Source organism: Amycolatopsis sp. cg9, assembly GCF_041346945.1.
GTDB lineage: Bacteria > Actinomycetota > Actinomycetes > Mycobacteriales > Pseudonocardiaceae > Amycolatopsis.
Map to the genome: position 1 here is coordinate 529,093 of NZ_CP166850.1, position 20,985 is coordinate 550,077.

22 protein-coding genes are annotated in these 20,985 nt (G+C 71.6%); 11 read left to right on the plus strand and 11 right to left on the minus strand.

All coding sequences use genetic code 11. The features are described 5' to 3' along the window. Nucleotides 1–57: 57 nt before the first annotated feature. Nucleotides 58–240: a hypothetical protein gene (locus AB5J73_RS02010; RefSeq protein ID WP_160701928.1), complete on the plus strand. Its 183-nt coding sequence runs from the start codon at nt 58–60 to the stop codon at nt 238–240. On the opposite strand, the gene AB5J73_RS02015 is transcribed toward AB5J73_RS02010, so the two are convergent. Continuing rightward, complete coding sequence (locus AB5J73_RS02015) at nt 218–850, minus strand: DsbA family oxidoreductase (protein ID WP_370972867.1); 633 nt, start codon at nt 848–850, stop codon at nt 218–220. The two genes, AB5J73_RS02010 and AB5J73_RS02015, sit on opposite strands and share 23 nt — an antisense overlap. A gap of 86 nt (nt 851–936) precedes the next feature. On the opposite strand from AB5J73_RS02015, the gene AB5J73_RS02020 reads away from it, so the two are divergent. After that, nucleotides 937–1,536 carry a QsdR family transcriptional regulator gene (locus AB5J73_RS02020; RefSeq protein WP_370967500.1) on the plus strand — a complete coding sequence of 200 codons (600 nt, stop codon included), beginning with the start codon at nt 937–939 and terminating at the stop codon, nt 1,534–1,536. A gap of 157 nt (nt 1,537–1,693) precedes the next feature. Here AB5J73_RS02020 and AB5J73_RS02025 read toward each other — a convergent pair whose 3' ends face one another. After that, nucleotides 1,694–1,822: a hypothetical protein gene (locus AB5J73_RS02025; protein WP_370967502.1), complete on the minus strand. Its 129-nt coding sequence runs from the start codon at nt 1,820–1,822 to the stop codon at nt 1,694–1,696. Nucleotides 1,823–2,070: 248 nt separating this feature from the next. On the opposite strand from AB5J73_RS02025, the gene AB5J73_RS02030 reads away from it, so the two are divergent. Then, nucleotides 2,071–3,000: an alpha/beta hydrolase family protein gene (locus tag AB5J73_RS02030; protein ID WP_370967504.1), complete on the plus strand. Its 930-nt coding sequence runs from the start codon at nt 2,071–2,073 to the stop codon at nt 2,998–3,000. 22 nt (nt 3,001–3,022) lie between these two features. On the opposite strand, the gene AB5J73_RS02035 is transcribed toward AB5J73_RS02030, so the two are convergent. Further along, nucleotides 3,023–3,862, minus strand: coding sequence for a helix-turn-helix transcriptional regulator (locus AB5J73_RS02035; RefSeq protein WP_370967506.1), 840 nt, complete (start codon nt 3,860–3,862; stop codon nt 3,023–3,025). A gap of 100 nt (nt 3,863–3,962) precedes the next feature. Here AB5J73_RS02035 and AB5J73_RS02040 point away from each other — a divergent pair, with 100 nt between their 5' ends. Further along, the gene (locus AB5J73_RS02040; protein ID WP_370967508.1) at nt 3,963–4,844 is read left to right on the plus strand and encodes an aldo/keto reductase; all 882 of its coding nucleotides are present in this window, start codon (nt 3,963–3,965) and stop codon (nt 4,842–4,844) included. Here the strand turns inward: AB5J73_RS02040 and AB5J73_RS02045 are convergent. After that, nucleotides 4,825–5,802 carry an NAD(P)-dependent alcohol dehydrogenase gene (locus AB5J73_RS02045; protein WP_370967511.1) on the minus strand — a complete coding sequence of 326 codons (978 nt, stop codon included), beginning with the start codon at nt 5,800–5,802 and terminating at the stop codon, nt 4,825–4,827. The genes AB5J73_RS02040 and AB5J73_RS02045 overlap by 20 nt on opposite strands. 148 nt (nt 5,803–5,950) lie before the next feature. Here AB5J73_RS02045 and AB5J73_RS02050 point away from each other — a divergent pair, with 148 nt between their 5' ends. Together AB5J73_RS02050 and AB5J73_RS02055 are read left to right on the plus strand one after the other, a co-directional pair. After that, nucleotides 5,951–6,610 carry a TetR/AcrR family transcriptional regulator C-terminal domain-containing protein gene (locus AB5J73_RS02050; RefSeq protein WP_370967513.1) on the plus strand — a complete coding sequence of 220 codons (660 nt, stop codon included), beginning with the start codon at nt 5,951–5,953 and terminating at the stop codon, nt 6,608–6,610. Between the two features lie 45 nt (nt 6,611–6,655). Continuing rightward, complete coding sequence (locus AB5J73_RS02055; RefSeq protein ID WP_370967515.1) at nt 6,656–7,663, plus strand: LLM class flavin-dependent oxidoreductase; 1,008 nt, start codon at nt 6,656–6,658, stop codon at nt 7,661–7,663. A 1-nt stretch (nt 7,664) separates the two neighbouring features. On the opposite strand, the gene AB5J73_RS02060 is transcribed toward AB5J73_RS02055, so the two are convergent. The 5 genes from AB5J73_RS02060 to AB5J73_RS02080 form a co-directional block, all read right to left on the minus strand. After that, nucleotides 7,665–8,339, minus strand: a complete 675-nt coding sequence (locus AB5J73_RS02060) for a fasciclin domain-containing protein (protein WP_370967517.1) — start codon at nt 8,337–8,339, stop codon at nt 7,665–7,667. A gap of 93 nt (nt 8,340–8,432) precedes the next feature. After that, nucleotides 8,433–9,995, minus strand: a complete 1,563-nt coding sequence (locus tag AB5J73_RS02065) for a molybdopterin-dependent oxidoreductase (protein ID WP_370967519.1) — start codon at nt 9,993–9,995, stop codon at nt 8,433–8,435. 177 nt (nt 9,996–10,172) lie between these two features. Further along, nucleotides 10,173–10,871, minus strand: coding sequence for an anti-sigma factor domain-containing protein (locus AB5J73_RS02070; protein ID WP_370967521.1), 699 nt, complete (start codon nt 10,869–10,871; stop codon nt 10,173–10,175). Continuing rightward, nucleotides 10,868–11,464 carry an ECF RNA polymerase sigma factor SigK gene (gene sigK / locus AB5J73_RS02075; protein ID WP_370967523.1) on the minus strand — a complete coding sequence of 199 codons (597 nt, stop codon included), beginning with the start codon at nt 11,462–11,464 and terminating at the stop codon, nt 10,868–10,870. The genes AB5J73_RS02070 and sigK overlap by 4 nt, the downstream gene beginning before the upstream one ends. Before the next feature lie 1,120 nt (nt 11,465–12,584). Further along, a complete protein-coding gene (locus tag AB5J73_RS02080; RefSeq protein ID WP_370967526.1) occupies nt 12,585–13,334 on the minus strand; it encodes a P-loop NTPase fold protein in 750 nt (249 codons plus the stop codon). Between the two features lie 207 nt (nt 13,335–13,541). On the opposite strand from AB5J73_RS02080, the gene AB5J73_RS02085 reads away from it, so the two are divergent. After that, a complete protein-coding gene (locus AB5J73_RS02085) occupies nt 13,542–13,955 on the plus strand; it encodes an SsgA family sporulation/cell division regulator (RefSeq protein WP_370967528.1) in 414 nt (137 codons plus the stop codon). Nucleotides 13,956–13,968: 13 nt separating this feature from the next. After that, a complete protein-coding gene (locus AB5J73_RS02090) occupies nt 13,969–15,330 on the plus strand; it encodes a class I adenylate-forming enzyme family protein (protein ID WP_370967530.1) in 1,362 nt (453 codons plus the stop codon). Here the strand turns inward: AB5J73_RS02090 and ilvD are convergent. Then, a complete protein-coding gene (ilvD, locus tag AB5J73_RS02095) occupies nt 15,309–17,000 on the minus strand; it encodes a dihydroxy-acid dehydratase (RefSeq protein ID WP_370967532.1) in 1,692 nt (563 codons plus the stop codon). The genes AB5J73_RS02090 and ilvD overlap by 22 nt on opposite strands. A gap of 114 nt (nt 17,001–17,114) precedes the next feature. On the opposite strand from ilvD, the gene AB5J73_RS02100 reads away from it, so the two are divergent. After that, nucleotides 17,115–18,194, plus strand: a complete 1,080-nt coding sequence (locus AB5J73_RS02100) for a dihydrodipicolinate reductase (protein WP_370967534.1) — start codon at nt 17,115–17,117, stop codon at nt 18,192–18,194. Beyond that, complete coding sequence (locus AB5J73_RS02105; protein ID WP_370967536.1) at nt 18,191–18,676, plus strand: carboxymuconolactone decarboxylase family protein; 486 nt, start codon at nt 18,191–18,193, stop codon at nt 18,674–18,676. The genes AB5J73_RS02100 and AB5J73_RS02105 overlap by 4 nt, the downstream gene beginning before the upstream one ends. A 30-nt stretch (nt 18,677–18,706) precedes the next feature. On the opposite strand, the gene AB5J73_RS02110 is transcribed toward AB5J73_RS02105, so the two are convergent. Next, on the minus strand, nt 18,707–20,269 hold the full coding sequence (locus AB5J73_RS02110; RefSeq protein WP_370967538.1) for a GMC oxidoreductase: 1,563 nt from the start codon (nt 20,267–20,269) through the stop codon (nt 18,707–18,709). A gap of 208 nt (nt 20,270–20,477) precedes the next feature. On the opposite strand from AB5J73_RS02110, the gene AB5J73_RS02115 reads away from it, so the two are divergent. Next, entirely contained in the window at nt 20,478–20,843 is a 366-nt protein-coding gene (locus AB5J73_RS02115) for an RNA-binding S4 domain-containing protein (protein ID WP_249026938.1), read from the plus strand. Nucleotides 20,844–20,985 lie beyond the last annotated feature (142 nt).

A 20,985-nucleotide genomic window follows, 5' to 3' on the forward strand; every position in this document is an offset into this window, starting at 1 on the left:
GCAAACGTCGCAATGGTGTGGACCATTCGGCGTCATCCCCACCGAAACGAGGCCGTCATGCTCGCCATTCTCGCCGCCGTGCTCTTCGGGCTAGCCCTGTTGATGGAGCTGGCCGGGTTCGGGCTCGGCCCGGTCGTCACGACCGGGACGCTGACCACCGCCGGGCTGCTGTGCGTCGCCCTGCACCTGGCCGGCGTCGCCACCGACCGGTCGCGGTTCAGCCGGCGGCGGCGCCGCTGACCTCCGCCGCGCGCGTCAGCACCTGCGCGAACACCTCGGCCGACTGGGCGCCGGACACCCCGAAGCGCTGGTCGACCACGAAGAACGGGACGCCGGACGCGCCGAGGGCGCGGGCCTGCTCGCCGTCCGCCGCGACTTCGGCTTCGTAGGCGTCGGACTCGAGCACGGCCCGCGCTTCCCCGGCGTCGAGCCCCGCTTCGGCGGCCAGCTCCACCAGCGAGTCGCGGTCGAACAGCGACCGGCGCTCGGTGAAGTGCGCGCGGTAGAACCGGTCGACGACGGCGTCGGCCAGGCCGCGGTCACCGGCGAGGTGGACCAGCCGGTGGCCGTCGACGGTGTTGCCCATGTGGACACCGTCCAGGTGGTACTCGAGACCGTCGGCGGCCGCGCGCTCTTCCATCTGCGCTTCCATCGCGTCGGCTTCTTCCAGTGTGCGGCCGTACTTTTCGGCCAGCACCTCACGCGTCGGCCGCGAAGTCCCGCGCGGGAACGACGGGTCGAGCTGGAACGAGTGGTGCACCACCTCGACCTCGACACCGAGCTCGGCGACCGCCCGCTCGAAGCGGCGTTTGCCGAGATAACACCAGGGACAGACCAGATCGGACCAGATGTCTACGCGCACGCCACCAAGCTAACCGAAGGGGCGCCGCGCACTTCAAGGTAACCGGCGGCGACCTGCGGGATAGGGTGTGGCCGGTGACCGTCTCGACCGACGACATCGTCCGGCACGCCGCGCGCCTGCTGGTCGCCGGCACCCGCCTCGACCTCGGCCGGATGGCCGCCGAACTGGGGATCTCGCGCACCACGTTCTTCCGCCGCGTCGGCAACCGCGACGACCTCATGGGCGCGGGCCTGCGCCTGCTGTCCGACCGAACCTGGCAGCGCGCCCTCGACGGCTGGCACACCACCCACGGCGACGCGGTCCGCACCCCGGAAGGCCGCCTGCGCTGCCTGTGGGTCATGGAGGAGTACCGCCGCGAAGTCGCCGCCAGCGACGGCATGCGCAAGCTGATCGAGGCGGAGTCGACGGTCGCGCTGAGGGTGCTGACCGACCCGCGCGGAGCGGTCCAGCCGGCATTGGTCGACCAGCACGTGGAGCTGTTCCGGGCCGACGCCGAGGCGGCCGGCCTGACGCCGTTGGTGGGCCTGCCGGACCTGGCGTTCGCGGTGGTCCGGCTCGGGGAGTCGTTCCTGTACTCGGACGTACTGGCGGCGCGCACGGTGGACCTGACGGTGGCGACGACGTTGCTGGACACGCTCGTCCGCGGCGCTCTGGAGCCGGGCGCCGCCCGCTGACCCCCTCGCCGGCACGTCATGAACGAGTCGTTCACCGCGCCTGGCGTCATGAACGACTCGTTCATGACATCCGGCGCCACGCTCGAGCCGAGCCGGCGGATGCGCCCCAATGTGGCGGCATCCGGGCCCAGAACACCAGCCTCCGCAGACCCACCAGTCACGCGGTCACGCCCCGGCCACCCGGCCGCACAACTGCCAGGCCGGACACGACGCCCGCCCGGAACCCCGGCCCGCACGTCATGAACGAGTCGTTCACCGCGCCGGACGTCATGAACGACTCTTTCATGACGTTCCGGGAGCGGCAGATTTGTCACGCGCGTGAGTGCGGGTCACTGAGCGACCGCACAGTCTGTCAACCACTCACCCGTTCGGCCGTTGTGGAACATTTCGTCGAAGTGTTTCATAAGGCGACCGGAAAGCGGTTACCCCGCGCCCGGCACGCGGCACGCTCTTGGTTGCCGTGCAACGGTTCCATCGGTCCGCCCGTCCGTGTCCGGGCCCGCTTTCGCCTGCCCGGGGAAAGAGAGCGATCCAATGTCCGTACTCACCAGCCCGCCGACGTCGTCAGGCCCGGGTGAGAAAATTTCCCGCCGCCGCCCGTGGCGCGCCAAGGCCGCCGGGGTTTTCGCCGCCGCGCTGGCGGTGACCGCCGCGGTCGCGTCGCCGGCACCCGCTGCCGACAACCCCTACGAACGGGGGCCCGACCCGACCACGGCCAGCATCGAGGCCAGCCGGGGCAGCTTCGCGACCAGCACCGCCACCGTGTCGAGGCTGGCCGTCTCCGGCTTCGGGGGCGGCACCATCTACTACCCGACGAGCACGACCGCCGGCACGTTCGGCGCGGTTTCGATCGCGCCGGGCTTCACCGCCACGCAGTCGAGCATGGCCTGGCTGGGCCCGCGCCTGGCGTCCCAGGGCTTCGTGGTCTTCACCATCGACACCCTGACCACCAGCGACCAGCCCGACAGCCGGGGCAGGCAGCTGCTGGCCTCGCTCGACTACCTCACCCAGCAGAGCTCGGTCCGGTCCCGCATCGACAGCAGCCGGCTCGGCGTCGTCGGGCACTCGATGGGCGGCGGCGGCACGCTCGAAGCCGCGCGCTCACGGCCGTCGCTGCAGGCCGCCGTGCCGCTGACCGGATGGAACCTGACGAAGAGCTGGTCGACGGTGCGCGTGCCGACCCTGGTGGTCGGGGCGGAGGCGGACACCATCGCGCCGGTGGCGTCGCACTCGATCCCGTTCTACACCAGCCTGCCGTCCTCTTTGGACAAGGCGTACCTCGAACTGCGCGGCGCCAGCCACTTCGCGCCCAACTCGTCGAACACGACGATCGCGAAGTACACGCTGTCCTGGCTCAAGCGGTTCATCGACAACGACACCCGCTACGAGCAGTTCCTCTGCCCGATCCCGGGTACCAGCCTGTCCATTTCGGACTACCGGGGCAACTGCCCGCACAGCGGCTGACGCCCGGCCGCCGGGCCCGCGGTCAGCGTTCCGCGGGCTCGGCGGACCACTGCAGCAGGAACCGCAGCGCCTCTTCCGACGGTGACCCGGGTTCGGCGGTGTAGGCCACCAGCCGCTGACCCGGGTGCGTCTCGACGGCGAACTGCTGGACGTCCAGGGTGACCGGGCCCGCCACCGGGTGCCGGTAGGTCTTGGTCAGCTCCCGGGCCCCGCGCACCTGGTGGCGGTCCCACCACAGCCGGAAGTCCGCGTCCTTCTCCAGCAACTCGCCGACGAGCGCGGCGAGCACCGGGTCGGCCGGGTCGCGGCCCGCCTCCATCCGCAGCACCTCGACGCACGCACCCGCCGCCCGCGGCCAGTCCGCGTAGCGGGCGCGGTAGTCCTCGTCGAGGAACGTCAGCCGGATCAGGTTGCGCTCGGGGCGCGGCCGCGCCCCGAAGTCGCCCAGCAGCGCGACGGCCGCGCGGTTCCAGGCCAGCACGTCCTGACGCCGGTTCAGCACCATCGCCGGGACGTCCGGCATGCCGTCGAGCAGCTGCCGCAGCGGGCCCGCGACGTGGTCCTCGGCCGGCGCCGGCGGCTCCGGGGCGACGTCGGCGAGGGTGAACAGGTAGGCGCGCTCGTCCGGGGCCAGCTGCAGCGCGTCCGCGAGCGCGTCGAGGACCGGCCGCGACACGCGCCGCGTGCGGCCCTGCTCCAGCCGGACCACGTAGTCGATGCTGATGTGCGCGAGCTGCGCCAGCTCCTCCCGGCGCAGGCCCGGCACCCGCCGCAAGCGCCCGTCGTCGGGCAGCCCGGCCCGGCGCGGGTCGAGCGCGGCGCGGCGAGCCCGCAGGAACTCGCCCAGTTCGGTACCTGCCATGCCCCCAGTGTCGCAAGACCGCCCGCCGCGTGCCTGGTACCAGGGTGCATAGGCAGTTCCCTCCCTGGTCCGCCACCCGGAACCGGGCGACGGTGGAGTCATGACCGAACGAACCACCCTCCAGCTCGGCGACCGGACGACCGGCCGGATCGGCTACGGCGCGATGCGGCTCACCGGCCCCGGCCACTGGGGCGACTACCCCGACCGGGCCGCGGGCATCGAGCTGCTGCGCCGGGTCGTCGACGCCGGCGTGACGCTGATCGACACCGCCGACGTCTACGGCCCGCACACCAACGAGCAGCTGATCCGCGAAGCCCTCCACCCGTACCCGGACCACCTGGTGCTCGCGACCAAGGGCGGCTTCGTCCGCAGCGGCCCGGAGATCTCGACGATCGCCGCGATCGGGCACCGCCAGTACCTGCGCCAGTCCGCGATGCTGAGCGCGCGCCGCCTCGGCGTCGAGCGGATCGACCTCTACTACCTGCACAGCGGCTACGCGCAGGACGCGTCCTTCGAAGACCAGGTCGGCACGCTCGCCGAACTGCGGCAGGAAGGCGTGATCGGGCACATCGGCCTGTCCAACGTGACCCTGGAGCAGCTGAAGGCCGCGCGGGAGATCGTCGAGATCGCCGCCGTCACCGCGCACTACAACGTCGTGGACCGGCACGAGCAGCCGTTGCTCGACGCCGCCACCGAGGCCGGCGCGGTCTTCGTCCCGTGGCAGCCGGTGTCGCTCAGCACGCCGGGCGCGCCGACCGACACCGCCGGGCCGGCGGCCGTCCGCGCCGTCCTCGAACCGATCGCGGCGCGCCACGGCGCCACCGTCTCCCAGGTCGCGCTCGCCTGGCTGCTCGACCGCTCGCCCGCCGTGCTGCCCATCCCCGGCACGACCTCGCTCGCGCACGTGCGCGAGAACCTCGCCGCGCAGGACCTCGTCCTGAGCCCCGAAGAGCTCACCGGGATCACCGCGCTGCGAGACTGACGGCGACCTTTCCCCTGGTGTGCCCGGCTTCCTGGTAGGCGAACGCGGCACGCAGGTCGTCGAACGGGTAGGTCCGGTCGATGACCGGCGTGAGCGCGCCGGACTCGGCGAACGCGGCCAGCTCGCCCAGGACGGCCTGCTTGTCCGGGCAGGCCACCGCGTCGGCGAGCACGACCCGCCGCCGCGCCAACGGCCCGGCGGCCAGTGCGGCGAAGACGTGCCCGGCGGGCTGCAGCCAGCGCCCGGCCGGGCCGCCGACGGCGACGAACGTGCCGTCGCGCTCGAGGATCCGGCGGCAGGCGAACACCGACCGGCTGCCGGCGACGTCCAGCACGAAGGCGTAGCGGCGGCCGCCGCGCGTGAAGTCTTCGGTCCGGTGGTCGAAGACGTGCTCGGCACCGAGTGCGCGGACCAGGTCGGCGTTGGCCGCGCCGCACACGGCGTCGACGTGCGCGCCGAGCGCCTTGGCCAGCTGGACGGCGAAGGTGCCGACACCGCCGGAAGCACCGTTGACGAGCACCCGCTGCCCGGGTGCGACACCCCGCAGCGAGAGCAGCGCGGTGACGGCCGCCATCGGCATCGTCGCGGCCTGCTCGTGCGACAGGTTCGCCGGCATCGGGGCCAGCAGGTCTTCGGGCACGCAGACGTACTCGGCGTGGGCGCCCCTCGGCAGGAGCGCGTAGACGTCGTCGCCGGGCGCGAAGCGCGTCCCGGCGGTTTCGACCCGGCCGGCGAGGTCGCAGCCGAGCACACCCACCGGCGGGCGGCGAAGCCCGAAGCCGCCGGTCATCAGGCGCGCCACGCGGGGCTCGCCTCTGAGGAAGTGCCAGTCGTACGGGTTGACCGAGGTGGCGTGGACCCGGACCAGGACCTCGCCTTCCGCGGGTACGGGATCAGGCACGTCTTCCCAGGTCAGACTGTCGGGCGGGCCGTACACACGCTGGACGAGGGCCTTCATCGCATCTCCCTTACGTTGTAAGTCTTACAGCGTAAGGGAGCCTCGGGCCAACGCTGGCCAGAGGAGTCTTACGTTGTAAGTCTTACGCCGTAAGGTAGCCCCGGGCCGGACGCGCGTCAAGGGAGCCTTACGTTGTACGATCTTGGGCGTGACCACCGAAGCCCGGATCCCGCTGAGCCGGGAGCGCGTCCTGCGCACGGCCGTCGCGCTCGCCGACGAGCACGGCCTGGCCGCGGTGACGATGCGGCGGCTCGCGGAGGAGCTCGGCGCCGAGGCGATGTCGCTCTACTACCACGTGGCCAAGAAGGAAGACGTGCTCGACGGGATCGTCGACGTCGTGGCCCAGGAGATCAACGAGACGGTCGCCCGCCTGGACAGCGGCCCGGACTGGAAGAGCACGGCCCGGCGGCGCATCCTCACCGCCCGCGAGGTGTTCCTCCGCCACCGCTGGGCGCCGGCGCTGTTCGGGACGCGGTCGTCGACGAGCCTCGCGGTGCTGAAGTACTACGACAGCCTGGTCGCCTTGATGCGCGAAGGCGGCTTCTCGCACGACCGGATCCACCACGCGCTGCACGCGCTCGGCAGCCGGGCACTGGGGTTCAGCCAGGAGCCGTTCGACCCCGGCCCGGACGCGTCGGCCAAGGTCCCGGCGGAAGTGGTCGCGCAGCTGCCGAACCTGGTGGCCATGCTGAGCGAGATCGCCCACGACGACCCGGATTCGACGCTGGGCTGGTGCGACGACCAAGCCGAGTTCGAGTTCGGCCTGGACCTCGTCCTCGACGGGCTGGACCGGCTGCGGGGGCGGTAGTCCACCAGGTGGGACACCCCGGAGTGCCGGAGCAGAATCGGCGGGGTGTCACGACCACTGCGGAAGCTCGGCTTCCTGACCATCGGCCTCTTCGACGCGGCGGACCCGCGCCGGGGGCACGAGTCGACCCTCGAGATCATCGAACTGGGTGAGCGGCTCGGGTTCGACAGCGCCTGGGTGCGGCACCGCCACCTGCAGTACGGCATCTCGTCGCCGGTCGCCGTGCTGGCCGCCGCGTCGCAGCGGACCAGCCGGATCCACCTCGGCACCGCCGTCATCCCGCTCGGCTGGGAGAACCCGCTGCGGCTCGCCGAGGACCTCGCCACCGTCGACCTGCTGTCCGGCGGGCGGCTCAACCCCGGGCTGAGCGTCGGGCCGCCGATGCGGTGGGACGACGTCAAGCAGGCCCTCTACCCGGACACCGCCGACGTCGAAGACTTCTCCTACGACCGGGTGGAACGGCTGCTCGGGTTCGTGCGCGGCAAGCCGGCCACCGGGTTCAGCGGGACGCAGGGTTTCGAGGTGTTCTCCGACCGCGTGCAGCCCCAGGCGCCCGGGCTCGGCGACCGCCTCTGGTACGGCGGGGCGAGCCTGCGCTCGGCCGAGTGGGCGGGCCGGCACGCGATGAACTTCCTGACCAGCAGCGTGGTCAAGGCCGAAGGCGACAGCACGGACTTCGCGGAAATCCAGCTGTCGCACATCGAAGCGTTCCGGGCCCACCACCCGGACGGCGCGGCGGCCCGCGTCTCCCAGGGCCTGGTCGTGATCCCGACCGACAGCGCTACGCCGGAGCAGCGGGCGAAATACGAGGACTACGCCCGGAAACGGCTGCCGCGCACGGCCGAACCGCAGGGCCCGGCCCGGATGCTCTTCTCCCCCGACTTCGTGGGCACGTCGGCCGAGATCGCCGAGCGGCTCCACGCGCACAAGGCGTTCCGCGAAGTCGACGAGGTGGCTTTCGCCCTGCCGTTCACCTTCGACCACGAAGACTACGTGCAGATCCTCACCGACATCGCGGAACGCCTCGGCCCGGCGCTGGGCCGGAACTCCTGACCTACTTGTTGGTGCCCGGGGTCAGCACCTTGTCGATCACGAAGACCGTGGCGTTCTTCGTGGGGATGTTGCCGCACAGGATCTTCGCGCCGTTGACCGTCATGTTCTCGCCGGAACCCTCGATCTTCAGCGGGCCACCAGCGGTGTTGAGCGAGTCGAGCGAGCCCGCGGACGCGAGGCCCTTGGCGTCGTAGCGCTTGCCCACGACGTGGTACTGCAGGATCGGCGCCAGCTCGGCGGGCTTGCCGGCCAGCTCGGCGAACTTGGCGTCACCCAGCGCGGCGAACGCCGGGTCGGCCGGCGCGAACACCGTGATGGCCGGCTGGCTGTTGAGCGTGTCGACCAGGTTGGTGGCCTTGACGGCCGCCACCAGCTTGGTCAGCAGCGGGTTGGTCGACGCGGCCGAGGCGACCGGCTGCGGGCCCATCGAGTCCAGCGAACCGGGGGCGGACCCCTGCGGCAGCTGGGAACAGGCCGGGCCGAACACGTCGGCGTTGGTGGTCACGCCGTCACCCGAACCGGCGGCCATGCTGGACGACGGCGCCGCCATCGACGACGACGGCGCCATCGAGCTGCTGGAGCTGCCCGACGAAGCGGTGTCGCTGCTGCTGCACGCGGTCAGCGAAAGGGCGGCGACAGCGGCGACGCCGATTCCGGCGACACGAAGCTTGGTCACGAAAATCACTCCCACAATCAACTGAGAACTTCTTCTTGACGGGTATTCGGAACTACTCGGAAATCGGATTGCCACCCGATGGGGTGATCTGGGTCACTGGGCGGTGAAAGCGATGTTGTGCCACCCGGTCGCACCGTCGGGAACGGTGCCGGCACGCATTTCGGTCTGCGTGTACCCGCTTTTGTCGGTCGCACGGCAGACGACCTGGTGCCCGCCGGGCGCGGCGTCGAACTCGATCCACCACATACGCCAGGTTTCCAGGTTGACTTCGTGGGACAGCATGGCTTCCCGCCACGGGCCGCCGTCGATCCGCACCTCGACCTTCGCGACGCCGGTGTGCTGCGCCCAGGCGATCCCGGCCACCCGGACCTTCCCCGAAGGGACGGTTTCGAAACCCTTCGGCGTGTCGATCCGCGATTCCGTCTTGATCGGCGCTTCCCGGCTCCAGCCGCGTTTCAGCCAATAGGCCTGCCGCGCCCGCCACGTCGTCACTTCGAGGTCGGTCACCCATTTCGTGGCCGACACGTACCCGTACAGCCCGGGGATGACCAGCCGGGCCGGGAATCCGTGTTCGATCGGCAGCGGCTCGCCGTTCATCCCGATGGCGAGCATGGCGCCGCGGCCGCGGTCCATCGCCGCGGCGACCGGGCTGCCCGACGTCCAGCCGTCCACACTGGACGAATAGAGCTGCTCGGCACCCGGGCGCACCCCGGCTTCTTCCAGCAGGTCGGCCAGGTCGACGCCGATGAAGTTCGCGGTGGACACGTACGTGCCGCCGACCTCGTTGGACACGCAGGTCATGGTGATGGTGCGTTCGACGAGCGGGCGGTTGCGGATATCGCCGTAGCCGTAGCGGACCTCGCGGTCCACCATGCCGTGCAGCCGCAGGCTCCAGTCTTCGGTGCGCACCTGCGGGACGGACAACGCGGTGTCCACGCGGTAGAAGTCGGCGTTGCGGGTGACGAAGGTCGGCGTACCGAGCTTCGCGAAGTCGGCGTCGGCCGGGATCATCGGCGCGGTGCGCACCGGGACCAGCCGGCCGACCGCCTCCCGCGACGAAGCCGCGTCCCGGCTGCCGGCGAGCAGCTGCCCGCCGGCGCCCGCCACCCCGGCCCCGACGACGACACCGGCGCCCGCAAGCAGGACCGTCCGGCGCGAGGAGCCGGCCGCGGGCTCGCTCACGACGTCGCGCCGGGCGAGGCGGTGCAGCAGGACGAACGCGGCGACCCCGGCGACCAGGCTGGCCAGCGGGGCGAGCAGCGCGACCGCGCCGAGATCGGGCCGGGCGTACACCGCGACCAGCCCGACCAGGCCGAACCCGGTGACCACGACGATCCCCGGCCACGGCGTGCGGCGGGAGAGCAGGCCCGCCACCGCCGCGACGGCCACCATGACGACGGCCATCCCCGACAGCAGCACGAGCTTGTCGTACGTGCCGAAGGTGCGGACCGCGAAGTCCTTGAGCTGCACCGGGGTCAGGTCGATCGCGCCGTTGCCGACCGCGAGGTACGGCGACGCGTTGACGCCGACCAGCCCGGCGATCAGGTGGCCCGCCGCGAGGGCCGCGGCGAGCGCCACGACGCCCAGCGCCGCCGCGACCCACCGGCCCAGCCGGGGTTCGGCCGCGACCGGTCGTTCGGCAGTCGAGGTGCTCATCGCACTCCTGTTCAGAGTCTGGTGGTCGGGGCTTGGCGCTCCCCGCCGGCTGGTGATCAGGGGCCGCATGCGCCCCAATGTGGCGTTCGGTGCGTCCAGCGCACCCAATGTGGCGTTCGGTGCGTCCAGCGCACCCAACGCCACATTGGGGCGCGTCCGGCGCTCCCTGTGGTCAGGTCAGGTCAGGTCGATCCGGGCGACCGCCGGCGTCGTCGGGCCGGGAGAACCGCCCGCGGGCTCGACCGTGATCCCGATCCGGTCGACGCCCGCCGGGAGGCCGGTCGCCATGGGCCGCATGCGGTCCGGTGACTCCGGCTGCATCAGCCCGGCCGAGTGCGCGCCGCCCTTGCCGATCAGCCACACCTGGTAGACGTGCGCCGCGTCGAGGGCCGGCAGCCCGGACGCGAGCAGGACGGCCTGGTTGCGGCTGCGGGAAACCACGAGCGTCGAGCTGCCCTCGCCGGTTCCCTGGATCGCCGTGGCGTCCGGGGCGGCCAGCACCGGGTCGGCCTTCTGCTGCGGGACGGTGGTGGTCTGCACGCCGGCCACGACCACCGCCACCACGGCCGCCGCGGCGGCCCCGAACAGCGCGATGCGCAGCTGCCACGTTTTGGCACGGCTGAGCTTGCGCACCACCGGCACTCTCGGCGGGAGCTGGCGGGTGCGGGCCACGTCGGCGAGCACGACCAGCTTCAGCTCCGGTGGCGGCGTCACCCCGGCGGCCACGCCGAGCCGGGCGCCGGTCGCGCGCAGCTCGTCGACCTCCTGCCGGCAGGCGGGGCACTCCCCGAGGTGCCGTTCGAACTCGGCCCGGTCCACATCGGACACGGCGTCGAGCGCGTAGGCCCCGGTCAGCGTGTGCAGCTCGGCGGTCATCGGTCCACCCCCAGGCAGTCACGCAGCCGGATCAGGCCGTCGCGGATCCGGGTCTTCACGGTCCCCGGCGCCACCTTCAGCACCTCGGCGACCTCGGGGTAGGTGTAGCCGTTGTAGTAGGCGAGCACGATCGACTCGCGCTGCAGGTCGGTGAGCGCGGACAGGCACTGCCGCACCCGCTGCTGGTCCAGACCGGCCAAAGTGGACTCGGTGACCTCGTCGAACGGCCGCCGCACGTCCATCCGCCCCGCCCGGTCTTCGCGGTCGAGGACGGCCTGGTGCGAGCGCACGCGGTCGACGGCCCGGCGGTGCGCGATCGTCAGCACCCACGAGAGCGCGCTCCCGCGCTCCGGGACGTACCTCGCGGCCTTGCGCCACACCTCCACCAGAACCTCCTGAGCCACTTCCTCGGCTTGCGCGTGGTTGCGCAGCACGCGCGTCACCAGCCCGAGCACCGGTCCGGCGACGAGGTCGTAGAGCGACGAGAACGCCGTCTCGTCCCCCGCCGCCACCCGTCGCAGCAGTTCCTCGGCGCTCGGCGGGGGCACCGGTGTCTCCCCCGGATGCAGCCGTAGCCGTCCACGTTCACCCATGTCCGGCAACCTCCACGTCACCCACCACGCCCTCCGGCCTCGACAGGGGTTCGCGGCTGGACGGCGGCGCGGACTGGTGCGCAGTAGCCCTTCCCACCCGGAAGGCCCAACTCCGGGGCCTCGACCCATCCGGTGGCCGAGCGGCTCCGAAGGGCTTGTGCGTAGGTGCGTCAGAAGGCCGGCGGCTGGGCGTCCCAATGGCGAACGGCCGGATCCTTGATCGCCGCCAGGCGCTCGAGCCAGTGCACGACGTCGTACTCGACGTTCGTGGGGCCCTCGGCCCGAAGATGCCTGATCCGCTCGTGGAGCGCGAGGTCGGGGATCCGGCCGGAGAAGAACAGCACCGGACCGCCGTAGCTCCGGCGGAAACAGGCGAGGTCGTCGATGCCCGCGTCGTTGTCCGCGCCGCGGCAGAAGTCGGAAAGCACGGCGTCCGGGGTGGCCGGCGAAAACGACACGGCGTCCCGGTGGGTCACCACGTCCAGCTGGACTCCGCACGCGGAGAGGTACGCGGCGAGGTCCGTGTTGTTCCCCGGCTGGTCGTCGATCCACACGACGTGCAGCCGACGCAGCCGGGACCGGAGCGCGAGCCCCGGTGGCAGCCGGACGCGCAGGGCCCGCGACCCCCGAAGGGACGCGGCGGGCAGGACCGGCGGCTCGACCGTCGCCAGCGGGCGACGGCGCAACTGCTCCACCAGGCGGTCGCTGGGCCCGTCGATGCTCCTGAGCAATGCCACGAAGTCCCGGTCCGCGGCGAGGGCCGGGAACTCGCCGGGCAGCTCGCCCTCCAGCTCGGCCAGCGACTCCGGGCCTCGAGGCGGACGGAGCCCCTTCGCCCCGAACACCACCGCCCAGCGGTCCTGGTCCAGCTCGCCGCCGTCCCTCACCCCGGCCCGGTACTCGTGGTAGGTCAGGAACTCGCTGATGACGTCGGCGTGGCGCGGGTTGGCCAGCAGTCGGTAGAAACCGGGGTAGAAGTGCTGGAGCAGGATCACCTTGACCAGGTTCTCCAGGCCGACCTCGTTCCAGGACCGGTTGAGGTGGTACTCCAGCACGAAGCTGTTGATCAGCCGCTTGATCCGCCGCGGGTTGCGGCCGGAGCGCGCGATGATCACGTCCTTCAGCGACTCGCCGAACAGCCCGCCGGTGTGCGAGCGGGCCAGGTAACCGTCCACCAAGCGGGTCGCCTGTTCCACCGAAGGGACCGGGATGCGGTAGCTGATCTGGACGATCTTCTCGAGGTACTCGACCGCGGCCGCCGGTTCGGCGACGCCGGCGGACTCGCGCACCGGTCCAGGTCGTCGACGAACACCACCAGCAGCCGGCCGCCGCCCGCGGACCCGCCCTTGGCCAGCCACGCCCCGAACGCGTCCCGCAGGACCCCTTTGATCTCGTTGCGGGCCTGGGCGTCCAGCGACATCCGCTGCCACATCTCGTCGACGACCCGCCCGACGCCGAAGAAGCTGGCCAGTGCGAGACCGGCACCGCGCACCACACCGAACAGGTGGGCCCGCCGGGACATCGACCGCAGCGCGCGCCGGAGGACGTTGCGGTCGAACCGCAGCAGCACCGACTTGATCAGGCCCTCCAGCGCGCTCGCACGGCCTGAGGTCCACGCGTTGAACCACACCGCCGACACTCCGGGCTCGTGGGCCAGCGTCGCCTCGAGCCGGTGCATGAGGCTGCTCTTGCCCATGCCCCACGCGCCGTCGACGGCCAGTGTGAACGGCGCGGCGCCGCGGGAGGCGACGATGAGGTCGGCGAGGCCGCGGGCCACCTGGGTGACCTCCAGCAGGTCGTCGTCGGTGCCGTCGCCGACCGGCGCGTCGTTGAGCACCACGAAGTGCCGCTGCCTCGGGGGTGTGGCCACGAAACCTTTCTACCGCCATTCGTCGGCTCGATGAACGCCGCATCACACTGCGTGAGAAAGTGCCCGTTCGGCCACGCCGGCGGTGACCTCCGACACTTCTTGATCACCCCGAAGTGTGAAAGTTTTTCGGAACGCTGGGCGTTGAACTCACTATGCGTTATCCCTGGAACAAGCCGAAGTTAACCGACGAGTAGCAAAGGCGGTCCGATGACCGACCCGCACAGCGTGACCAGCGCCCGCATCGACTTCGCCCTGCGCACCTTCGGGGCCGGCCCGCGGCCGGTGCCCGCCGAGCTGGAGTACGACACCCGCGACCCGTACGCGGTCGCCGTGGTGCTGCACGCCGGCCCGAGTGCGGTCCGGTGGCTGTTCGGCCGCGATCTGCTGGCCGACGGCCTGCTCGCCCGGTGCGGCGACGGCGACGTCCGGATCGGCCCGGCCGGCGACCCCGCCCTGGTCGTCGTCGAGCTGAACTCCCCCGACGGCGCCGCCGTGCTCGAGGCGCCCGCGAAGGAGATCGCGGCCTTCCTGGACCGGACCTACGACGTCACACCGGCCGGCAGCGAGAGCGACTGGTTCGACTTCGACACCGAGCTCGAAAAACTCTCCTACCAGGACTGAGTACCGTCCCCGGGTGAGCTTCTTCCTGACGAAGGTCCTCGCCGCGCTCGAAGACGGCGGTGACCGCCCCCTGTTCATCCAGGATGGCGTCACGACGTACCACCAGGCCCGCGACCGGCTCCACCGGCTGCACGCGGGCCTCGGCCGGGCCGGGGTCGTCGCGGTCGACCTCCGCAACCGGCCGGAGACCGTCCTCGTGCAGCTCGCCGCCCTCCTGCGCGGGGCGACCGTCCTGCTGGTCCCGGCCTCCGCACCGGACGGGCCGCGCTACCCGGGCGTGACCACCGTCGTCACCGACCGCCCGCGGCACTGGCCCGGCGAAGACGTCCGCACCCTCGACGACCTCGACGGCGAGCCCGAGCCGCTCGACCCGCCGGAAACGGTCAGCCTCCTCTTCCCCACCGGTGGCACCACCGGCACCCCGAAGCTCATCCGCCACAGCGGCATCTACGACGGCATGGCGCACATCTTCGCGCCGTCCCCGGACGGCCCGGGCCGCACGCTGCTCGTCGCCCCGATGACGCACATGACCGGCAACGCCACCGTGCTCGGCGCGCTCCTGCGGCGCGACACCGTCGTGGTGCACGACGGCTTCGACGCGGGCGCGGTCCTCGCCGCGATCCAGGAGCACCGGATCGACACGCTCTCGCTGACCCCGCCGCGGCTGGCGGCGCTCCTCGACCACCCGGCGCGCGAGACGACCGACCTCGGCAGCGTCCGCTCCCTGTCCCTCGGCGCCGCGCCGCTGCCGCCGCACCGGCTCGCGCAGGCGCTCGACGTGTTCGGGCCGGTCGTCGGCCAGGGGTACGGCCTCACCGAAGCCCCGATGATCGCGAGCATCTCCGCCGCCGAACTGGTCGACCGCCCGGAGCGGCTCGGCTCGGTCGGCCGGATCGTGCCCGGCATGGAAGCCCGGCTCACCGCCGGCGGCGAGGTCGAAGTGCGCGGCCTGGCCATGATGGACGGCTACCTCGACGGCCCGGCGGTCGGCGCCGGCTGGCTCCGCACCGGCGACCTCGGCCGGTTCGACGACGAGGGCTACCTCTACCTGCTCGACCGCGCGGACGACGTGGTCGTGGTCGGCGAGCACGGCACGAAGATCCCCACGACCGTCGTCGAACACGCCATCGCGACGCATCCCGCGGTCGCCGGTGCGGCCGTTTTCGGCGTCCCCGGCCCGGACGGGCAGCTGCTGCACGCCGTCGTCGTCGCCACCGGGCCGATCGGCGCCGACGAGGTCCGGGCCCACGCGCGGGCGGCCTTCGGCCGGGAGCACTACGTCCCGGCCGGCGTGGACTTCGTCGACGCGCTGCCGCTCACCGAGGTCGGCAAGGTCGACAAGCGCGCACTCGTTCAGCTCGTGACGGCGCCGTAGGACGACGACCGGACCAGCTTCGCGTACTTCCCGAGCACCCCTTCCGGGAACTTGTTCGGCAGCGGCTCCCAGCCCTCGCGCCGGCGGGCCAGCTCGGCCGCGTCGACCAGCAGGTCGATGCTGCGCGCCTTGATGTCGACGGCGATCCGGTCGCCGGTGCGGACGAACGCGATCGGGCCGCCGTCGACCGCCTCCGGGGCGACGTGGCCGATGCACAGGCCCGTGGTGCCGCCGGAGAACCGGCCGTCGGTCAGCAGGAGGACGTCCCGGCCGAGGCCGGCGCCCTTGATCGCCGCGGTGATCGCCAGCATCTCCCGCATGCCGGGGCCGCCCTTCGGACCCTCGTAGCGGATGACGACGACGTCGCCCGCTTCGATCCGGCCTTCGTTCAGCGCCGCCATCGCCTCCTGCTCGCGCTCGAACACGCGCGCCGGGCCTTCGAAGTTCGCGGTGTCGAACCCCGCGGACTTCACGACGGCGCCCTCGGGCGCGAGCGAGCCGCGCAGGATGGTGATGCCGCCGGTCGGGTGCAGCGGGTTGTCCAGCCGGCGCAGGACTTCGCCGTCGATCGGGTCCGGGTCCAGCTCGGCGAGGTTCTCCGCGACCGTGCGGCCGGTGACCGTCAGCGCGCCGCCGTGGATCAGGCCTTCGTCGAGGAGGGCCTTCATCAGCACCGGGATGCCGCCGTGGCGGTCGATGTCGTTCATGACGTACTTGCCGAACGGCTTCAGGTCGCCCAGGTGCGGGACGCGGTCGCCGACGCGGTTGAAGTCGTCGAGGGTCAGCTCGACCTTCGCCTCGTGCGCGATGGCCAGCAGGTGCAGGACGGCGTTGGTCGAACCGCCCAGGGCCATCACGACGGTGATGGCGTTCTCGAACGCCTCCCGCGTGAGGATGTCCCGCGCGGTGATGCCCTTTTCGAGCAGCCCGACGACCGCTTCGCCCGAGAGGTGCGCGTAGTGGTCGCGGCGGCGGTCCGCGGACGGCGGCGCGGCCGAGCCCGGCATGCTCATCCCCATCGCCTCGGCGGCCGACGCCATCGTGTTCGCCGTGTACATGCCGCCGCAGGCGCCTTCGCCGGGGCAGATCGCGCGCTCGATGCGGTCCAGGTCGTCGGTCTTGAGCCGGCCCGCGCGGCACGCGCCGACCGCCTCGAAGGCGTCGATGAGCGTGACGTCCTTCTCGGTGCCGTCGGTGAGCTTCACCCAGCCGGGGGCGATCGTGCCCGCGTAGAGGAACACCGACGCGAGGTCGAGGCGCGCCGCGGCCATCAGCATGCCCGGCAGCGACTTGTCGCAGCCGGCCAGCAGGACCGAGCCGTCGAGCCGCTCGGCCTGCATCACCGTCTCGACGGAGTCCGCGATGACCTCGCGCGAAACCAGCGAGAAGTGCATGCCGTCGTGGCCCATGGAGATGCCGTCGGACACCGAGATCGTGCCGAACTGCAGCGGGTAGCCGCCGGCCGCGTGCACGCCTTCCTTCGACGCCTGCGCGAGCCGGTCCAGCGACAGGTTGCACGGGGTGATCTCGTTCCACGAACTGGCGACGCCGATGATCGGCTTGCGCCAGTCGCCGTCCCCCATCCCGACGGCGCGGAGCATGCCCCGGGCGGGGGCCGCCTCGATCCCGTCGGTCACCGTGCGGCTGCGGGGCTTCGGGTCGATCGTCATCGTGGGCCTCCGATACGACGTCCGGACGAACTGCATGCTACCAACGTCCGGGCGGTCCGCTGGGCGGAACGAATCCCTTCCCGGACCCGCGCGAACCGGCGAAAACTCGGCGAAATGATCGCCACAGTGGTGTGGGGCACGGGCAACGTCGGCCGTGCGGCAATCCGGGCCGTCGACGCCCATCCGGCGCTGAAGCTCACCGCGGTGCTCGTCCACGACCCGGCGAAGGTCGGCAAGGACGCGGGCGCGCTGGCCGGGCTCGACGTCGAGCTGGGGGTCGAGGCCACCGACGACGTCGAGACGGTGCTGGCGGCGAGCCCGGGCGCCGTGGTCTACGCCGCTTCCGGTGACGTCCGGTTCGACGGCGCGTTCGCCGACGTCGTGCGGGCGGTCCGGGCGGGCGCGGTCGTCGTGACGCCGGCGCTCTACCCGCTGTACGACCAGCGCAACGCGCCGCCGGAGCTGCGCGACCCGGTCCTCGCCGCGATCGAAGCGGGCGGCGGCTCGCTGTTCGTCTCCGGCGTCGACCCCGGCTGGGGCAACGACGTGCTGCCGCTGCTGATCAGCGGGCTCGGCACGGACGTCGACGTCATCCGCTGCCAGGAGATCTTCGACTACTCGACCTACGAGCAGCCCGACTCCGTCCGGTACCTGGTCGGCATGGGCCAGCCGATGGACTACGACCCGCCGATGCTGATGACCGGCGTGCCGTCGATGGTGTGGGGCGGGCAGGTCCGGCTGATCGCGCGCGGCCTCGGCGCCGAGGTGACCGAGCTGCGCGAGACGCTCGACCGGCGGCCGCTGGAGGAAACCGTGTCCACGCGGACCATGGGTGAGTTCGAGAAGGGCACGCAGGGCGCGGTGCGATTCGAGGTGCAGGGCATCGTCGACGGCGAGCCGCGGATCGTCGTCGAGCACGTCACCCGCATCCACCCGTCGTGCGCGCCGGACTGGCCGGCGCCGCCCAGCGGGGACGGCGCCCACCGCGTGATCATCGAAGGCCGGCCGCGGATCGAGGTCAGCGTCGAAGCTTCCGACGAAGGGGAAAACCGGTCCGCGGGCGGCAACGCGACCGCCGTCGGCCGGCTCGTCGGCGCCATCGACTGGCTGGCCGGCGCGGAACCCGGTCTCTACGACGCACTCGACGTCCCGCTGCGCCCGGCAGCCGGCAAGCTCGGAAGGAGGCGCTCGTGAACATCGACATCCCCGAGGGCAAGGACCCGATCGGGTACGTGTGGGGCGAGCTGGTGCCCGGCATCGGGATCGCCGCTTCGCAGTTCTCGCTGGCGGTGTACGAGCACACCACGCTGGGGCTGCGGGAGTTCGAGGCCGCGCGGCTGCGGATCGCGCAGATCAACGGCTGCGTCTTCTGCCTCGACTGGCGGACCGAGCGCGACGGCGTGAAGGTCGAAGAGGAGTTCGCCGACGCGGTCCTGGAGTGGCGCACGACGGACCGCTTCGACGAGCGCACGCGGCTCGCGGCGGAGTACGCCGAGCGGTACACCCTGGACCACCACAACCTGGACGACGAGTTCTGGAAGCGGATGTCCGCTTGCTACAGCCAAAAGGAGATCGTCGAGCTGAGCATGAGCCTCGGCGCGTGGCTGGCGTTCGGGCGCCTGAACCACGTCCTGGGCCTGGACGTCGTCTGCGTCCTGCCGTCCCACCGGTCGTGAGGGGCGCTTCGGCCCCTCACGACCTTCGGGTCAGAAGTCGGTGGCGATGATCTTTTCGATGTTGCGCTCGGCCAGTGCCGTGATCGTGACGAACGGGTTGACGCTGGTGTTGCCCGGGATCAGGGAACCGTCGATCGCGTACAGGCCCGGGTAGCCGGCGAGCCTGCCGTAGTTGTCGGTCGCCTTGCCGAGCACCGCGCCGCCGAGCGGGTGGTAGGTGAGATGGTCGCCCCAGATCTTGTACACGCCGAAGAGGTCGGTCCGGTAGATCGTCCCCTCCGTCGCGTTGATCTTGTCGAAGATGGTCTTCGCCATGTCGATCGACGGCTGCTTCCACGCCGTCTGCCAGTTCAGGTCCACCGCGCGCGTGGTGGGGTTCCAGGTGAACTGCGCGCGGTTCGGGTTCTTCGTGATCGACAGGTAGAACGACGCCCACGTCTCGATCCCGGTCGGCAGCGGCGCGACCTCCGCGAAGGCACCGCCCGCGTTCCAGTTGTCGATGCCGCCGCACGGGATGGACGACTGGAGGCTGCCGGTCGGGTCCCAGATGTGGTTGGCCCGCCCGCACATCACGTTCCCGTTGTCGCCCCAGCCCTTGCCGACCTCGCCGTTCAGGTTCGGCAGCGCGCCGGTCGCCTTCAGCTTCACCAGCAGCTTGCTCGTCCCGACACTGCCCGCGGCGAAGAACACCTTGGCCGCCGTGACGGTCTTGGTGGTGGACACCGCGCCCGCGGTGGTCAGCTGCTCGATCGTCACCGTGTAGCCGCCGCCGGACGCGGGCACCACCTGCGTCACGCGGTGCAGCGGCGAGATGGTGACGCGACCGGTCGCGGCGATCCGCGGGAGGTAGGTCTTCTGCAGGGACTTCTTGCCGTAGTTGTTGCCGTACAGGATTTCCCCGGCCAGCGCCGACTTCGGCACGGTGCCGGCGGCCTCCTGCTCCATGTAGTTCCAGTCGTACACGTCCGGCACGAACACGAACGGGAACCCGGACCGCTGCGCCTGTTTGCGGCCCACGCGGGCGTACTGGTAGGCGTCGGTGGTGTCGAACCAGGCCGGGCGGACGGTGGCGACGCCGAGACCGGCGTTCGCGCGCGGGTAGTAGGTGTTGTACATCTCGTCCGCGTTCACCGTCGGGAGGATCGCGCCGAAGTTCTCCCGCTTGGGCGTGACGGCCATGCCGCCGTTGACGAGCGACCCGCCGCCGACCCCGCGGCCCTGGTAGACGGTGATGCCGCTGAACTCTTCGGCGTCGAGGATCCCGGTGTAGCGCGGGATGTCCTTGTCGATGGGGAACCCGAGGAAGTTGGACAGCGGCTGCTTCGTCTTGGTGCGCAACCAGAACGAGCGCTGGTCGGGGCTGGTCGTGTTGGCGAAGATCTTGCCGTCCGCGCCGGGCGTGTCCCAGGCCATGCCCATCTCGACCATGTGCACGTCGACGCCGGCTTCGGCGAGCCGGAGCGCGGCGACCGAGCCGCCGTAGCCGGTGCCGATCACCAGCGCGGAGACGTTCGCGCCGTCGGGGATGGCGGCCTTGGTGGCCGGTCCCGCGGTCGCGGCCGACGCTCGACCGGCCAGCGCGGCGCCCGCCAAGATAGAACCGGTTCCTGCGATGAAAAGACGGCGGGAAACTCCCCCAGAAGCTGTTCTCCACATGGATTCGTCGCGCATGTGATAGTCCTCACCGTTGAGGTATATTAGAACAGGTTATAACTCAGTGGTGCAGACAAGTCGACATATACCCGCTAGTAACATCCGGGGTTTTGCGGGGGTTCCGCTGAATGGGCCATGATGGACGACTGTGGAGTCGACCCGTGTGGACCGCTGGCTTTGGGCGGTCCGGCTGACGAAGACCCGACCGGACGCCGCGGCGGCGTGCCGCGGCGGGCACGTGCGCGTCAACGACAAGCCCGCCAAGCCCGCGACGACCGTCGTCCCCGGCGACGAAGTGCGCCTGCGCATCGGCGGCACGACCAAGGTCCTCGACGTGGTCCGCGTGATCCAGAAGCGCGTCGGCGCCCCGGACGCGGTGACGTGCTACGTCGACCGCACCCCCAAACCACCCCCGGAGACGGCGATCCCGGTCGCCCGCCGCGACCGCGGCGCGGGCCGGCCGACCAAAAGGGAGCGTCGCGTGCTGGACGCGTTCCGGCAGCAGGAGCCCTAGCCGTCCGCACGGCGGGAACCGTACGTCAGGTCATCCGGCGACTTGATCGAGGGATCGCCGCGCGCGGCCCGGCTTTTCCGGACAGAGCGGGGAATTCGCCGTGCCCGGGTCCGCCCGCGGGGAAAACGGGTAGTCCCCGGTG

Excerpts from the sequence above, each read along its gene's own strand:
- AB5J73_RS02010 (WP_160701928.1), top strand. The coding sequence starts at position 58 with ATGCTCGCCATTCTCGCCGCCGTGCTCTTCGGGCTAGCCCTGTTGATG.
- ilvD (WP_370967532.1), bottom strand. The coding sequence starts at position 17,000 with ATGACGATCGACCCGAAGCCCCGCAGCCGCACGGTGACCGACGGGATC.
- AB5J73_RS02085 (WP_370967528.1), top strand. The coding sequence starts at position 13,542 with ATGACCGACCCGCACAGCGTGACCAGCGCCCGCATCGACTTCGCCCTG.
- AB5J73_RS02040 (WP_370967508.1), top strand. The coding sequence starts at position 3,963 with ATGACCGAACGAACCACCCTCCAGCTCGGCGACCGGACGACCGGCCGG.
- AB5J73_RS02100 (WP_370967534.1), top strand. The coding sequence starts at position 17,115 with ATGATCGCCACAGTGGTGTGGGGCACGGGCAACGTCGGCCGTGCGGCA.
- AB5J73_RS02035 (WP_370967506.1), bottom strand. The coding sequence starts at position 3,862 with ATGGCAGGTACCGAACTGGGCGAGTTCCTGCGGGCTCGCCGCGCCGCG.
- AB5J73_RS02045 (WP_370967511.1), bottom strand. The coding sequence starts at position 5,802 with ATGAAGGCCCTCGTCCAGCGTGTGTACGGCCCGCCCGACAGTCTGACC.
- AB5J73_RS02070 (WP_370967521.1), bottom strand. The coding sequence starts at position 10,871 with ATGACCGCCGAGCTGCACACGCTGACCGGGGCCTACGCGCTCGACGCC.
- AB5J73_RS02065 (WP_370967519.1), bottom strand. The coding sequence starts at position 9,995 with ATGAGCACCTCGACTGCCGAACGACCGGTCGCGGCCGAACCCCGGCTG.
- sigK (WP_370967523.1), bottom strand. The coding sequence starts at position 11,464 with ATGGGTGAACGTGGACGGCTACGGCTGCATCCGGGGGAGACACCGGTG.
- AB5J73_RS02030 (WP_370967504.1), top strand. The coding sequence starts at position 2,071 with ATGTCCGTACTCACCAGCCCGCCGACGTCGTCAGGCCCGGGTGAGAAA.
- AB5J73_RS02025 (WP_370967502.1), bottom strand. The coding sequence starts at position 1,822 with ATGAAAGAGTCGTTCATGACGTCCGGCGCGGTGAACGACTCGTTCATG.